The sequence below is a fragment of the Pseudomonas sp. B1(2018) genome, assembly GCF_003097365.1.
GTDB classification, from domain to species: Bacteria; Pseudomonadota; Gammaproteobacteria; order Pseudomonadales; family Pseudomonadaceae; genus Aquipseudomonas; species Aquipseudomonas laurylsulfatiphila.
This window is the reverse complement of record NZ_PYUK01000035.1, coordinates 22,600-38,150: the sequence shown is the minus strand read 5'-3', so window position 1 is coordinate 38,150 and position 15,551 is coordinate 22,600. Positions and strand designations below refer to the sequence as shown.

General features: G+C 61.6%; 11 protein-coding genes and 1 pseudogene. 5 read left to right on the top strand and 7 right to left on the bottom strand.

From position 1 onward, the window contains the following. Positions 1-659: pseudogene (locus C9422_RS31525) on the top strand (AMP-binding protein); the annotation flags it as partial. Positions 660-768: 109 nt separating this feature from the next. Here C9422_RS31525 and C9422_RS31520 read toward each other — a convergent pair. The 4 genes from C9422_RS31520 to C9422_RS31505 form a co-directional block, all read right to left on the bottom strand. Then, positions 769-3,213 (bottom strand): RND family transporter, encoded by a 2,445-nt coding sequence (locus C9422_RS31520; RefSeq protein WP_116583370.1) that lies wholly within the window; start codon positions 3,211-3,213, stop codon positions 769-771. Positions 3,214-3,240: 27 nt separating this feature from the next. Further along, positions 3,241-4,317 carry a YCF48-related protein gene (locus tag C9422_RS31515; protein ID WP_116583368.1) on the bottom strand — a complete coding sequence of 359 codons (1,077 nt, stop codon included), beginning with the start codon at positions 4,315-4,317 and terminating at the stop codon, positions 3,241-3,243. A 128-nt stretch (positions 4,318-4,445) separates the two neighbouring features. After that, complete coding sequence (locus tag C9422_RS31510; RefSeq protein ID WP_116583367.1) at positions 4,446-5,810, bottom strand: DUF1329 domain-containing protein; 1,365 nt, start codon at positions 5,808-5,810, stop codon at positions 4,446-4,448. A gap of 31 nt (positions 5,811-5,841) precedes the next feature. Then, positions 5,842-7,671: a DUF1302 domain-containing protein gene (locus C9422_RS31505; protein ID WP_116583366.1), complete on the bottom strand. Its 1,830-nt coding sequence runs from the start codon at positions 7,669-7,671 to the stop codon at positions 5,842-5,844. A gap of 372 nt (positions 7,672-8,043) precedes the next feature. Here C9422_RS31505 and C9422_RS31500 point away from each other — a divergent pair, with 372 nt between their 5' ends. Further along, the gene (locus tag C9422_RS31500) at positions 8,044-8,487 is read left to right on the top strand and encodes a transposase (RefSeq protein ID WP_116583365.1); all 444 of its coding nucleotides are present in this window, start codon (positions 8,044-8,046) and stop codon (positions 8,485-8,487) included. Positions 8,488-8,557: 70 nt separating this feature from the next. On the opposite strand, the gene C9422_RS31495 is transcribed toward C9422_RS31500, so the two are convergent. After that, positions 8,558-9,607, bottom strand: coding sequence for an AraC family transcriptional regulator (locus tag C9422_RS31495; RefSeq protein WP_116583364.1), 1,050 nt, complete (start codon positions 9,605-9,607; stop codon positions 8,558-8,560). A 211-nt stretch (positions 9,608-9,818) separates the two neighbouring features. On the opposite strand from C9422_RS31495, the gene C9422_RS31490 reads away from it, so the two are divergent. From C9422_RS31490 to C9422_RS31480, 3 genes are all read left to right on the top strand, one after another. Then, complete coding sequence (locus C9422_RS31490) at positions 9,819-11,480, top strand: GMC family oxidoreductase (RefSeq protein ID WP_116583363.1); 1,662 nt, start codon at positions 9,819-9,821, stop codon at positions 11,478-11,480. Continuing rightward, entirely contained in the window at positions 11,449-11,808 is a 360-nt protein-coding gene (locus C9422_RS31485) for a hypothetical protein (protein ID WP_116583362.1), read from the top strand. The genes C9422_RS31490 and C9422_RS31485 overlap by 32 nt, the downstream gene beginning before the upstream one ends. A 93-nt stretch (positions 11,809-11,901) precedes the next feature. Next, positions 11,902-13,029 (top strand): CaiB/BaiF CoA-transferase family protein, encoded by a 1,128-nt coding sequence (locus tag C9422_RS31480; RefSeq protein WP_116583361.1) that lies wholly within the window; start codon positions 11,902-11,904, stop codon positions 13,027-13,029. A 152-nt stretch (positions 13,030-13,181) separates the two neighbouring features. Here the strand turns inward: C9422_RS31480 and C9422_RS31475 are convergent, their stop codons facing one another. Both C9422_RS31475 and C9422_RS31470 read right to left on the bottom strand, forming a co-directional pair. Then, entirely contained in the window at positions 13,182-13,733 is a 552-nt protein-coding gene (locus tag C9422_RS31475; RefSeq protein WP_116583360.1) for a DUF2889 domain-containing protein, read from the bottom strand. Between the two features lie 3 nt (positions 13,734-13,736). Then, positions 13,737-15,509: an arylsulfatase gene (locus C9422_RS31470; protein ID WP_116583359.1), complete on the bottom strand. Its 1,773-nt coding sequence runs from the start codon at positions 15,507-15,509 to the stop codon at positions 13,737-13,739. Positions 15,510-15,551: the final 42 nt, after the last annotated feature.

Here is a 15,551-nt window from a genome sequence, read left to right as displayed (position 1 = left end):
AGCCGGGCTCGGCGGCGCGTCCGTTCTTCGGCGTGGTGCCGGCCCTGGTGGACAACCTGGGCAACATCATCGAAGGCGAGGCCGAGGGCAACCTGGTGATTCTCGATTCGTGGCCGGGCCAGGCGCGGACGCTGTATGGCGACCACGACCGCTTCGTCGACACCTACTTCAAGACCTTCCGCGGCATGTACTTCACCGGTGACGGCGCCCGTCGCGATGCCGATGGCTACTACTGGATCACCGGTCGCGTGGACGACGTGCTCAACGTCTCCGGGCACCGCATGGGCACCGCTGAGATCGAAAGCGCGATGGTCGCACACCCGAAAGTCGCCGAAGCGGCGGTGGTCGGTGTGCCGCACGACATCAAGGGACAGGGCATTTATGTCTACGTCACCCTGAAAAACGGTGAAGAGCCGAACGAGCAACTGCGCCTGGAGCTGAAGAACTGGGTGCGCAAGGAGATCGGGCCGATTGCCTCGCCGGATGTGATTCAGTGGGCGCCGGGGCTGCCGAAGACTCGCTCGGGCAAGATCATGCGGCGGATTCTGCGCAAGATTGCGACCGCTGAATATGATGGGTTGGGGGATATTTCCACCTTGGCGGACCCGAGTGTGGTGCAGCATTTGATTGATACGCACAAGACGATGAATGTCGCTTAAGTAGCGTTCGGCGTCATCCAAAGCCCCGCCCGGCATTGCGCCTGGCGGGGCTTTTTTGTGGGTGAAAGTCAAAAGATCGCAGCCTTCGGCAGCTCCTGCAGGGACGGCGCTAAGTCCGGTTACTGGTTTTCACGTTTTTCAAGAGAAAATGCGAAAGCGCAGGAATAAGGATCAACGCCCCGACCATGTTCCAGATGAACATGAACGTCAGCAGGATGCCCATGTCGGCCTGAAACTTGATCGGCGACCAGGCCCAGGTGATCACGCCGGCGGCCAGGGTTATGCCGACCAGCGCCACCACTTTACCGGTGAACGCCACGGCATTGCGGTAGGCGTCGGTCAGCGACAACCCGGCACGTTGCTGTGCCAGTTGTACACTGAGCAGGTACAGCGCGTAGTCCACGCCAATCCCTACGCCGAGTGCGATCACCGGCAGCGTGGCCACTTTCACCCCCATGCCGAGCCAGACCATCAGCGCCTCGCAAAGAATCGACGTAAGCATCAACGGCACCACGGCCACCACCACCGCCCGCCAGCTGCGAAAGGTGATGAAGCACAGCACGATGACCGCGCCATACACGTACAACAGCATGGTCCGGTTGGCCTCGCGCACGACGATGTTGGTCGCCGCTTCGATCCCGGCACTGCCGGCGGCGAGCATGAACTGGCGCTCGCCGTTGCTGTGCTCGCGGGCAAAGGTTTGCGCCACTTGCACCACACGGTCGAGGGTCTCGGCCTTGTGGTCCGACAGATACGCCACGATCGGCATCATCGAGCAATCGTTGTTGAACAGGTCCGGACTGCTGACCGAGGCCTGCTGCGCGCCGTAGTTCAGCACGTTCTGGTTGCGGGCGATGGTCTGCCACTTGGGGTTGCCCTCGTAGGAGCCCGCAGTGATCTGCCGCACGGCATTGACCAGCGACACGGTGGTTTGCACCCCGGGTTGCTGCTGCAACAACCAGCCCAGCCGATCGGCTTCCACCAGGCTTTCGTACTTCAGGCAGCCTTCGCCAGGCGTCTTGAGCATGATCGCGAACTGGTCGCTGGACAGCGAGTAGTTGGCGGTGATGTAGGCATTGTCGCGGTTATAGCGCGAGTCGGCGCGCAGTTCCGGCGCACCGGGATCAAGGTCGCCGATCTTCAAATGATGGCTGACGGCAATCCCGCCCACGGCCAACAGGCCTGCGATGGTCACGGCAACGGTGGCCCAGCGACGCTCGGTGAACCTGTCGAGAAAACTCCAGAGTGCGCCCATGCCTTTGCCGCGCTGCTCTTTATTCTCGGCGCGCAAGCTGCGTTCGGCAGCCTTGCGACTGACGCCCCAGTAAGACAGCAACACCGGCAGCAGCACCAGGTTGGTGAAGATCAGCACCGCGACACCAATGCTGGCGGTGATCGCCAGGTCCTGGATCACGGGAATGTCGATCAGCATCAACACCGCAAAACCCACGGCATCCGCCAGCAAAGCGGTAAGCCCGGCGAGGAACAAGCGGCGGAAGGTATAACGCGCGGCCACCCATTGATGAGTGCCGCGCCCGACATCCTGCATGATCCCGTTCATCTTCTGCGCGCCGTGGGACACGCCGATGGCGAACACCAGGAACGGCACCAGGATCGAAAACGGGTCCAGGGCAAAACCGCACAGTGCGACCAGCCCCAATTGCCAGATGACGGCGATCACCGAGCACAGAATCACCAGTGCCGTGCTGCGCACACAGCGGGTGAAGTAGAAGATGATGGCGGTAGCGATCAGCGCGGCGGCGCCGAAGTACAGCATGACCTGCATGAGTCCATCGAGCAGGTCGCCGACCAGTTTGGCGAAACCGATCACGCGGATCTTCAGCGGGCCTTTGCCCTCCTCGCCCGCCACGCGCACGCTGCCTTCGAACTCGTACTTGTCGCGCAGTTTCTCTTCAAGGGTTTTCGAGAACTGGTGGTAGTCGATGGCCTGCCCGCTGACCGGGTCTTTCTCCAGCAGCGGAACGAAGATCATGCTGGACTTGAAGTTGTTGCCGATCAAACTGCCGACGATCCCCGAACGGGCGATGTTCTGGCGCAGTTGCTGCACGCTCTGCGCCGAGCCGTCGTAGGAGTCGGGCATCACCGGGCCGCCCTGGAAGCCGGCCTCGGTGACTTCGGTCCAGCGCACCGCCGGGGTCCACAGCGACTTCATCCACGCACGGTCGACGCCGGGTGTGACGAACAGTTCGTCGTTGACTTCCTTCAACGCATCCAGATAGTGCGGGTCGAAAATATCGCCGTTGCTGCTCTCCACCACTACCCGTACCGCATTGCCCAGACCGCGCAGGGCCTGGCGGTTTTCCAGGTAGTTTTTGATGAAGGGCTGGCTCTGCGGGATCATTTTTTCGAAGCTGGCATTGAGCGTCAGCCGCGTGGTCGCGAAATAGCTCAGCGCAACCGTCACCAGCACGCAGGCCAGCACCACCCACAGGCGGTTGTTGAAGATCAGCCGTTCCAGGGCGTTACCGGAGCGGGCATCGAAGCCCTTGAGCTCGCGGACCACCGGCATTGTTTCGAGTTCGTAATGACCCATCATGTTGTTCTCTTTGTAATGCCGGGCTTATTCGAGGGGTAACTGGCGCAGGCCACGGGTGCCGGCGAGCACCAGGGAACCGCCGCTGGCCACTTGGGCGGCGGCGACCGGGGCCAGTGTGGTGTTGGGCTGCAGTTGAAAACTGGCACCGTCGTCGCTGCTAACCAGCACGTGGCCGGCCTGGCTGACCAGCAGGATGCGGCCATCGGCGGTGACGCTGCTGGCGGTGATGCTCAGCGGCAGGCCGAGGTCGATCCTGCTCCAGCTCGCCCCGTCATCGGTGCTGCGAAAGACGTTGCCGCGCAGGCCGTACACCAGCGCGACACCGGGTTTACCGGTGACGCCGAAGTAGCTGCCGTTGTACGGCGTCGACAGCGCCTTGAAACGACCGCTCGCCCGATCCAGCTTCATGACCAGGCCTTGTTCGCCGACGATGAACAACTCATCACCTACCGGACGCACCGCGTAAAGGTTCAGCGCGCCCGGGTTGTCGGTGCGCTCCAGCAACGGCGTCCAGCGCAGGCCGCCGTCGTCGGTACGGAAAATCAGGTTGAACGCGCCGACGATGTAGCCGACGCGCTCGTTTTCAAACCAGACATCCAGGAAGGGTTTGTCGGCGCCCTCCTCGACCATGCGTTGCGCGTCGCCGACCCGTGCTTGCAGGCCCGCATCATCCGGATGGCTGTCGAGTTGCCGCTGGTAATACGCAAGCATGATCGGGCCGACCTGGCGCCCGTCCAGTTGCCGGCGCCAGGTTTCCCCGCCATCGCTGCTGTGCAGGACCACGCCATCGTGCCCCACGGCCCAGCCGAGTTGCGGCGTGGGAAAGTGCACGGCCAGCAGATCGGAACTGACCGGCACCTGGGCCTGCTGCCAATGCTGGCCGGCGTCATCGGAATACAGAATGTGCCCGCGCTGGCCCACGGCGACCAGTCGCTCACCGGCGCTGGCCAACCCGGTCACCATGGAGCCTGCCGCCAACTCGCTGCGCAGCGCTGGCGTTTCCAGCACATCGGCAAATTCACTGGCGATCACCGGGCGGGTGAACGGAACGGCCATGGCCGCCGACAAGGCGGCGAGAAGGAACCACTTGATCATTGTCATTATTGTTATCTCGTGTGCACACCACAGCCCTGTAGGAGCTGCCGCAGGCTGCGATCTCTTGATGTTGTTTTTGAAGAACAAAGTCAAAAGATCGCAGCCTTCGGCAGCTCCTACAGGGGGTTGTGGGGTTAGCGGATACCAGTGCCGGCCAGCGACTCGGCGGACCACTGGGCCTTGGACAGTGGATCGATGTACTTCAGGCCACCGTAAGGACCGTAGAAACCGTTGACGTTATAGGCACCGGAAACCAGGTCGTAGAGCATGTGGTTAATGGTGTCCGGGGCCTGCACGTCGTAGCTGTAGGTCAGGTGCGAGAAACCGCCGCGGTAGAGCTGGCCACGGGCGTCGTACTCGTCGGACGCCAAAGCGATCCAGCTGTCTTCGTCGAGGTAGAAGGTGCGTTTGCTGTAGATGTGGCGCTTGCCCGGCTTGAGCGTGGCTTCGACCACCCACACCCGGTGCAGCTCCCATCGCAGCAAGTCCGGGTTCACATGATTGGCCTTCATCACATCGGCCGCGTCTTTGTGATAGCTCAGCTTGTAGGTGTTGTACGGCACATAGAGTTCTTTCTTGCCGACCAGCTTGAAGTCGTAACGGTCCATCGCGCCGTTGAACAGGAACGCGTCATCGTAGGTCGCCGCGCCGACAGTGCCGGGGTTCGGCGTGTCGTAGGCCAGGTCCGGCGCCAGTTTCACCCGACGTTGACCCGGCAGGTATTGCCAGGCGCGACGCGGTTGTTGCATCGGGTTGACCGAGTCCATGAGCAACAGCGCTTCCCCGGCACGGCGGGCCGGGCCGGTGTAAGTCAGCTTGATCTTGTAGAAGGTTTCATCGGCACTGACTGGCCCCACGGACCGGTTCGGCGCGTAGAGCGGGTATTCGATGTTGAACACGCCCGTGGAGCTCAGGGACGCGGTGCCCGAAGAGTCGACGTTCCACGAGTCGTACTTGTTGGTCATGGCCACGCCTTGATAGCGCAACAAGTGGTTCCACATCGCTTCGTTTCCGTCAGCCGGCATCGGGAACGGCACGCCGGGCAGGACGTTTTCCAGCGACAGGCCACCATTGGTGGTCTGGGCGGTCACGGCGTTTTTCGCGGTGTTCTTCAGCACGGCATCAGGCAGCGTGACGCTACGGTGAGTCGGGTACACGTCGAGGCGATAGCTCGGGTAGCGCGTGAGCAGAGCCTGGGCCGTTGCGGTGAGTTTGTCTTTTTGCTCGGCGAGGTTCTTGCCGGTGATCACCAGGCGCGGTTTCTCACTGCCGAACGGGTCGGGACGAAACGAATCACCGGTTTTGAAATCGGCCGGAATCGTGGTCAGGCCACCGGTGTATGCCGGAATGCTGCCATCGGCGTTGGCGGTTTTGTCCGCGCCGACCGAGGTCAGGCTGGTGCCGAGCTTCGCGGCCTGGTCGGCGCTGACCGCCGCGTGGGCGGAACCTGCGACGGCCAGCGCGAGGGCGGTGGCCAAAACTGATTTGACGAAATTCATGGGTGTCTCCTGTTGACTCACAACTCAAGGATCAGAGGGTGGTTTTGAAAGTGAAAGTGACCATGCCGCGATCCTTGAGCTGGGCCACGGTACCGGCAAACGCAGTGGTCTGGCCGGGAACGCAGTTGTATTGGCCGTTGGCGCCGGGCGCGGCACCATCGCCCTGTGCCCCGGCGCTGCCGGCAGAGCCACAGGTATCGAAATCGCCAAAGTTATCGACGTACTTGAGGTCAAAGCGGTACTGGCTGCGCACGTCCATGCCGACACCGACCGAGTAGCTGCCGGTGCCTTTGTTGCCGCCCAGTTGCACGGAGGACTGGCCCGCGAGGCCGACGTTGTAGCTGACCGGCATGGACATATCGATGCCGGGGAATACCTGATACCAGGTAGGGTTGAAGTTCATGCCGAGGATGTAGTTGTCCTTGGAGACCTTGTCGACGCCGTGATACCAGTCCTCGCCTTTGAACAGTTGCTTGTTCTCGGTCACGTCGAGCCAGCGGCTATAGCCGAGTTCGACCAGCAACGAAGAGGAATCCCACAGCGGGGTATCGCCGAACGTGGTCAGGCCGTTGAGCACCGCGTGCACGGTGTTGCCGCGTGCCACGCCGTTTTCGCCGTCGAAGCTGCTGATGAAACCCGGCGCCTGCGCCGCGCCCAAGGTCGGGTTGACGGTGGCCGGAACGCTCGACAGCGGCATGTTGTGGCGATAGTTGAGGTCGAAGCCGACACTCACACCCGCGACGTTTTTCGACAGGCTGAAGCCGTAAACGTCGATGTCGTCGACGTAGAACTGGTTGTAGCTGCCGACGTTGCCCGAAATCAGCTGAGCCGGGCCGACCGCCCCCGGTTGCAGCACCAGGTTGGGCAGGATGTCCGACGTCTTGCGGTAGTAGACACCCATCGTGCCGTCAAGCCACGCCGGACTCCACTTGGCCATCAGGCCGAAGTCGCCGCTGTGGTCAGGGGTGTGGGTGTGGCCATTGCTCAGGCGCAGGAACTGATTGGCGCCCAACGGACCAGGTGTCCCGAACAGAGGGTTCTTTGCGGCGATCAGCGACAGGTTGTGGCCGCCGCTCTGGATACCGTCGTTGAAACCCAGATAGGTGCCGGACTCCGGCAGCCGTGCAGCGTCCCAGTCCAGGAAGTATTGTGCCGCCAGGGTCAGCTCCGGGTTGACCGTGAAACTGGTGGACAACTGGTTGCGCGGAATGAACAGCTCTTTGGCTTCGGTGCCCGGCACGGCAAGCGCCTTGGACAAGTCCAGACCCGACTGGCCGTAGCTGTTGCCGTGGGCGAAGGCCAGCACGCTCTCGCCCCAATACAGGGTGTGCTTGCCCGCCTTGCCGCTCAACAGCGATTCGTCGCCGATCTCGGTGCTGCCGAACACGAAGGCGTCGAGGATTTCCGAGGACGGTCCGTTGTAGTAGCGGTCGGCGTAACCGCTCAGGTGGCGCGAATCCGGCCGGCCGTTGTTGAGTTGATTGGTGGCCGCGTTGTCACTGCCGACATTGTCGTAGGCATGGTCGTACCAACTGTTGGCGCTGACCCGAAAGCCCATCTGTTTCTTGTACACCACGTCCAGTTCCGACAGCACATCGAGGCGCTGGGCGACCGGGCTGCCGGAAGAAAAGTTGCGGTTACCGTCGTTGTTGTTCCAGGCGTTGGCCAGCTTGCTGTTCGCGGCTTCGACCCTCTGGGCGTAGTTGAACTTGACGGTGTTGTCGAAACGAACCGAAACGTCCTCATTCCCCGTATCAAACTCGAACGCCTGCACAGGCGTCATTCCCAACCCGGCGAGAACCGCCGATGCCAGCAGCCCGCGCCGCAGATTTGGGTGGCCGATCTTATTGTTGTTATTCATCTAGCGTGCTCGCCTTCTCTGTGGGTTCAAGAAAAGTCATTCAAGAAAATGCCGAAACGGCGGTGCGCCCTGCTCCAGGGATGGCGAGCCGAATCGGTCGAGTCTGTTGTATCGCGAGGGGTGGGTGGGTCGCCGGTCAATTGGGCCAAATCATCGGTCAACACAACGTGGGGGCGACAAAGTGCCCCTTTTGCTTTTGTAGGAGCTGCCGCAGGCTGCGATCTTTTGATCTTGATTTTTTAAGATCAAAAGATCGCAGCCTTCGGCAGCTCCTACAGGGGATCTCGACATAGTTTGAAAATGGTTGGTCGTTCGGATGTGTAAAGCAGCAGCTAACGTTCGTCCGACAACACCTTCATGGAGGGCAATGGAATGCCTGTCGCTGCAAACGGATGTCATCTGCGCAAGGGTCGGGTTTCTGAGTCGGGTCGTATTTATTTGCTGACGGCCGTCACCTGTCAGCGGCAACCGGTCTTTGCCGATTGGCGGGTGGGCCGGCTTCTGGTCGAACAATTGCGAAGTGCAGAAGCAGCAGCAATGGTCACTTCGATGGCCTGGGTTGTGATGCCCGATCACTTGCATTGGCTGGTCGAGCTGCAACTAGGCACGTTGGCCGAGCTGATGTGCCGTATCAAATCCCGCAGCAGTCGCTCGATTGAACGAGGTCGGTTATGGCAGCGGGGTTATTACGATCGGGCTCTGCGGCGGGATGAGGATTTGAAGGATGCTGCGCGTTACATCGTCATGAATCCATTGCGTGCGGGGTTGGTGAAGCGTGTGGGCGATTACCCTTTGTGGGATGCCATTTGGGTTTAGAAAAGCAAAGTCAAAAGATCGCAGCCTTCGGCAGCTCCTACAGAAGGCTGCGATCTTTTGATCTTGACCCTCACCCCTGCTGCCGAAAATCCGTCGGCGACAACCCGGTCCAGCGTTTGAACGCGCGGGTGAAGTTGCTGGTGTCGCTGAAGCCCAGCAAAAAGGTGATCTCCGTGACCGGCCGCGAAGCCTGGCTCAGGTAGCTGCAGGCCAGCTCCTTGCGCGTGTCATCGAGCAGTTGCTGGAAATGGGTGCCGCGTTGGGACAATTTCAATTGCAGCTTGGTCGGGCTCATGCACAAGGCGCTGGCGACTTTGTCCCGCGTGCAGTCGCCGTCCGGGAGGAACTCGATGATCTTCTGGGTCACGCCCGTGATCACGTCGCTTTTATCCAGACGCGCCAGATAACTGATGATGATGTTGTCGTTGACCTGCGCCAGCTCCGGGCAGGAACCGCTGAGCACCTGCATCACGTCAGCCTTGTCGAACACCAGCAGGCCTGAAGCCTGACCGAACAACACCGGTGACCTGAACAAGGTTTCATACGGCGCGGCCCCCTCGTGGGGCATCGGCCGGCACAACTCCACGCGTACCGGTTTGAACTCCTGCTTGTAGAGCAGGCGCATGGTTCGAATCAGAAAACCGAAAAACGCATCTTCTGTCTCGCCGCTGAGTTCCAGCAGGTGATCGAATCGCATCAGGACCTGCGAGTCGTCCTGACTGAGACTGGCCTTGGCGACCTGGGACACCAGGCGGAAGTAGCGCTCCAGCCGTCGACAGAAGTCCATCAGCGTGCCACTGGCCGCCAGCGAATACCCCAAGGCATGCAAGTGCGTCAGATGAATATGCCTGGCCACGGTCAACCCGAAATACGGGTTGTGGGTCACATCCACGCAGGCTTGATACAGACGCGTCATCGTTGCCGCAGGCAAGCGGGTCATCGGATCGGTAGCGACGCCCAGTGGAATGCCCATGGCGGCAAAAATCCGCTTGCTGTCCACGCCACTGGCCTCCAGTGCCTGCGCGATAGCCACGGTATAACTGCTGATGGTGGTGGGCTGTAACGCCTCTTCGAACAACGAGATTTCGTCGCCTGGCGCCTGCGTTTTCGAACCTGACATGTGCCTGCCTTATGGGTATGCGAACGCCGATACTCGCCCCCGATCATGCATCGGTCAATGATCCATCAGGGACCTGGCCTCGATGTTCCGATGCTTGGCGCGATAGTCACCTGCCCCGCTGACCTGCGAATTCATTCAATTGACCAGTGACGAACCGGCCAGGTGCCCACAATGCGCTCAAGTTATGCCTCGAATAAAGAGAAGAATAAGCATGAACCTGAACACAGAATTCGATTACATCGTAGTCGGCGCGGGTGCAGCAGGCTGTGTAGTCGCCAGTCGGTTATCAGAGGACCCGACTGTTTCGGTGTGCCTGCTCGAGGCCGGCGGCCCCGACACCAACCCGCTGGTGCACATGCCGGCCGGCGTCGCGGCGATGGTACCGACCTCGATCAACAACTGGCAGTATCAGACCGTGCCGCAACCGGGCTTGAACGGTCGTATCGGGTATCAGCCACGGGGCAAGACCCTGGGCGGCAGTTCTTCGATCAACGCCATGGCGTATCACCGCGGCCACCCCGAAGACTTCGATCGCTGGGCGGCGTTGGGCAACCCCGGGTGGAGTTACCAGGAGGTGCTGCCGTTCTTCAAGCGCGCCGAGCATAACGAACACTTCAAGGACGCGCTGCACGGGCAGAACGGCCCGCTCAACGTGCGCTTCCACGCCTCGCCCAACCCGTTCGGCGAAACCTTCGTCGAGGCCGGTGTGCAGGCTGGCTATCCAGCGTGCCCGGACCAGAACGGCGCGAACATGGAAGGTTTCGGTCGCGTTCAAGTGATGCAAAAGGACGGGCAGCGTTGCAGCGCGGCCAAAGCCTACCTGACGCCTAACCGCCACCGGACGAACCTGCGCATCGAAACCCACGCCCACGCCACGGGAATCATTTTCGACGGCAAGCGCGCCGTCGGCGTCGAGTTCGTGCAAAACGGCGTAAAGCGTTCCCTGCGCACGCGCCATGAGCTGATCCTGAGTTCCGGCGCGTTCAACTCCCCACAGCTGTTGCTGCTGTCCGGGGTTGGCCCGACCAACGACTTGCTGAAACTCGACATCCCCGTGGTTCACGAGTTGCCAGGCGTGGGCCAGAACCTGGTGGATCATATCGATTACGTGCACTCCTACCGCGTCAAATCGCGCCACTTGATCGGCCTGTCACTGGCGGGCATCTGGGACGTGACCAAAGCCGCATTCCGCTACTGGCGCAAACGCTCCGGCCCCCTCACGACCAACTTTGCCGAGGCCTGCGCGTTCGTCAAAACCTCTGCGGCGTTGCGTCAGGCCGATATCGAACTGGCCCTGACCGTCGCCATGTTTGCCGACCACGGCCGCACGCTGTATCGCGGTCACGGCCTCAGTGTGCATGCCTGCCTGTTGCACCCGAAAAGCAGGGGGCAACTGAAACTGGCAAGTACCGACCCGATGGTACCGCCGCTGATCGACCCGGCCTTCCTGACCCATCCAGACGACATCAAAACCCTGATCCAGGGCTATCGGGTGATTGAAAAAGTCATGGGGACAGCAGCCTTCAAGGCCTTCGATCCTCAAGACGTGCTTGGCGCGCCGATGACCACCGACGCTGAAATCGAACAAGTCCTGCGCGACCGCTCCGACACCCTCTATCACCCGGTGGGCACGTGCAAAATGGGCAGCGATGGCATGGCGGTGGTCGACGCTCGATTGAAAGTCCACGGTCTGCAAGGCCTGCGGGTGGTCGATGCCTCGATCATGCCGACTATCATTGGGTGTAGCACCACAGCCGCCACCGTGATGATCGGCGAAAAAGCCGCCGACTTCATCCGCGAGGACCGCGCAGCCCGCGCCGCTGTGTCATTGGAGGACGATCATGCATCCGGCACGCTCAATCACCCCGCATAAGTTGCTGACGGTTTGCGCCGTGGTGGAAATCGCCACGGGGCTTGCCTTGCTGCTCACTCCCGGACTGGTCGGCCATCTGTTGTTGGGGGTCAGCGCAACCGAGGACACCAACCTGTTTGCGCGGTTCTTCGGCGTAGCCCTGATTGCGCTCGGTATTGCCTGTTGGCCTCGGCCGGTCGGCATTGGCGCGGTGCGCTCGATGCTGTTCTACAACGGGGTCGTTGCGTTGTACCTGGCGTATGTCGGGGTGTTTGTCAGCAGTGGGGTGTTGTTGTGGCCCGCCGTTGCGTTTCACGCCTTGATGACCGCGTTGTTGCTCCGTCGTTAACGTCAAAAGATCGTAGCCCTGTAGGAGCTGCCGAAGGCTGCGATCTTTTGATCTTCCCCCCCCCAATCCAAGTCAATCCAAAGGAGTACTCGCATGGGAGTATTGGACGGCGTTCGTATCGTCGAAATCGCCGGCATCGGCCCGGGACCGTTTTGCGGCATGTTGCTGGCCGACATGGGCGCCGAAGTGATTCTGGTCGAACGCGCCGGCACCAAAGGCGCTGACATGCTGGACCTGGGCAAGCACGCCATCGTCAATCGCGGCAAACAGTCGATCGCCCTGGACCTGAAGGATCCGGCGGCCGTCGAAGCGGTGTTGCGCTTGATCGAAGGCGCCGACGCCTTGATCGAAGGCATGCGCCCGGGCGTAATGGAACGCTTGGGCCTGGGCCCTGACCAGTGTCTGGCGCGCAATCCACGCCTGGTCTACGGACGCATGACGGGCTGGGGCCAGCAGGGTCCATTGGCCCAGGCCGCCGGGCACGACCTCAATTACATCGCACTGTCCGGCGCCCTGTGGTTCAGCGGTGAAGCCGGTCAACCGCCGATGGCGCCCCCTACCCTGGTGGGCGATCTGGGCGGCGGCGCGCTGTACCTGGCGATGGGCATCCTCGCCGGCATCATCAATGCCGGTACCAATGGCGTCGGTCAGGTGGTGGACGCGGCGATTGTCGATGGCAGCGCCAACCTGATGAACCTGCTGCTGTCGGCACACTCCGCCGGTCAACAGCCGCTGGAGCGCGGTTGCGGGCTGCTCGATGGTGCGCACTGGGCACGCACTTACGCCTGTGCCGATGGCCTGTTCGTCAGCGTGCAGGCCCTCGAACCGCAGTTCAACGCGCTGCTGTTCAACAAGCTTGGCCTGGGCGATGACGCGGATTTCAAGAACCCCTACGATCCACGATTGTGGGGCGCCTTGCGTGAACGCCTGGCCGCCGTATTTTCCAGTCAGCCACGCCAGCACTGGGTCGATCTGCTCGAAGGCAGCGACGCCTGCTTCGCCCCGGTGCTGACGCCCGCCGAAGCACTGAGCCATCCGCACATGGCCGAGCGCGGTGTGTACTCGCGTCAGGACGGCGTGTTGCAGGCTGCACCGGCGCCACGCTTTTCGACGACACCCTCTTCGGCCGGTTCAGTCCCCAAGCGTGGCGAACACACCGCGTTGATCTTGCGCAAAGCAGGCTTGAGCGATGCACAGGTTGAACACCTGATCACCGCCTGATCACCACTGTCCCTGTACCTGATCATCACGACCCATTTACCTGATCACCACGGTCCCTGTAGGAGCTGCCGAAGGCTGCGATCTTTTGATTTTGCTTTTAAAAACAAGATCAAAAGATCGCAGCCTGCGGCAGCTCCTACATGGGGATTTGGTTAGTTCTTCAGGAATATGGCAACGGGGCTGTCCTCTCGCAAGGCGTGACAGGTGTTGATCAATCGGCCGGTAGCGTTGCGGTAAGCCTCTGCGTCTGCCGCCGTACGCGGCGCAACCATCGCCCGGGCCATGGGAATGGTCTGAAACGCCGTCGTGGCAATCGGCAGGAGCAACTCGGTCAAGTGCACGCAACCGCCGATCCCGCCAAACAGCGCTTTGATCCGCCGCGAAAACCCCGGGCCAATGCGTTCGCCGAGCAGTTTTTCATAGCCCGGCATTGCGCCACGGCATTGGCTGGTGGGCACATCGGGCATGGCCACATGCACCTCGCGCACAACAAAGTCATCGTCCAGGGTCAGGCGCATGAACATGCCGTGATACGTCTGCCCCGCCGCTACCGTCCGGCCCTCAGCGAGGGGCACGGGATGGGTCTTGCTGTCGTTCAAACGACCTTCGATGTCCCACAGCCCATCGGCCCGCAGAAAACCCTGGCACTCGACCTTGCGCCGGTGGATCAACCGGCGCCCCCATTCGTCCACTTCGTCGATCATCACTCAGACACCCCGCTTGCGACGCCGGCGCCAGACCAGCACTCCCGCCAGCAACAAGATCACCGCCACAAGCGGCGGCGCCACGGCCTTGAGCTTGGGAATGACCACATGTTTGAGGGCATACATCTGCCCCTGGTGCATGTAGTCGTAACCGACCGGCATCGGCAGTACGCCGTTGGCGCGGACGTACTCGGCATAGTCGGCCTGCATGCTCTGGAAGCGCTCCGGCATCTGCGCCTGCAGGTCGATCGTTTCACCGGGATCGGTGACGATGTTGTAGAGATGCCATTGTTCGTTGCCCACCGGCTTCAGGCTCTTGACCAGTTTGTAGTCACCCTTGAACAGGGCCGCGCTGCCGGACAGTTCATAGCCGATGGCCTGATCCTGCGGATGCACGCGTTCGGCCGTGCCTTGCAGCACCGGCACCAGGCTGCTGCCGATCAGGGGTTCCACGGCTCGCCCCTGGTATTCGCCGTGATGCGCCGGCACACCGGCCACTTCGAGCAAGGTCGGGACGATGTCGGTGACGTGGGTGAAGGATTTGGCGATGTGATTGGCCTGGCTACCGGGCACGCCGGCGACGATCATCGGCGTGCGCAAACCGCCCTCGCCGGCAAAGAACTTGTAGCCACTGAACGGCGAGGCCGCCGCGCTGGCCCAACTCGGGCCGATGCTGGTGAAAGCACCCTTGCCGCCCAGGCGATCGAGCTCACGGGTGTAGTTCATTTCCAGCCACAAGCGGATCGCCGGTATCGCGTACGGATCGGTCGGTTCACTGCCGTTATCGGAGAGGAACACGAATACTGTGTTGTCGTACTCGCCGCTGGCTTTCAGGTGCTCGATGAAACGGCCGATTTGCTGGTCCATGGTTTCCGCCATGGCGGCATAGACCTCCATGCGCCGCGCTTCGTAGCGCTTTTCATGGGCGTCCAGGGCATTCCAGTCGGCGGTGCTGGCCATGGTCTGCAGGCCCGCACCGGCGGGAATCAGGCCCAGTTCCACCGCACGGTCACGCCGGGCCTGGCGCAATGCGGTCCAGCCTTTGTCATAACGGCCCCGGTACTTGTCGATCATGTCCTTGGGGGCCTGGACGGGCACGTGATTGGCCTGAAACCCCAGATAGGCGAAAAACGGTTTGCCGCCCTGTCGATCGGCGGCGATGTAGTCCATGGCCTTGTCGACGATAAAGGTCGAGGAGTAATAGTCCTTCGGCAGGTGCGCCGGCTGGCCGTTTTCGAACCAGGCCGCCTTGTCGTACAACGGTGCGTAGGGCCGCTCTTCCCAGTTGTCCGAACCGCTGTCGGCCTGGATGAATGAGCGCTCGAAACCGCGTTTGTCGGGCAAGGTGTCCGGGGTCTTGCCCAGATGCCATTTGCCGGTGATGTAGGTGTTGTAACCGCTGTCCTTGAGCAGGCTGGCGACGGTGATTGCGTTGTCGTTGAGCACCCCGCTGTAGCCGGGTTTGCCCAGGTGTTCGTCGGGCATGGTCTCCGGCATGTTGCCGACGCCGTTGCGGTGGTTATCGACGCCGGTCAGCAGCATCGAGCGCGTCGGCGAACAGGAGGCCGTGACATGGAAGTCGGAAAAGCGCACGCCTTCACGGGCCAGGGTGTCGATGTTCGGCGTGGCGATTTCGCTGCCGAAGGCGCCGACATCGCTGTAGCCCCAATCGTCGGCCACCAGGACCACGATGTTCGGGCGTTTGGGGGTGGCGAAAGCGTGGGTGCCGAAGGCGAGACAACCCATCGCCAGGACAAGAGGTTTCAACGGGATCATTCACGGGGTCCTTATGGGCGGTGAAGATCAAAAGATCGCAGC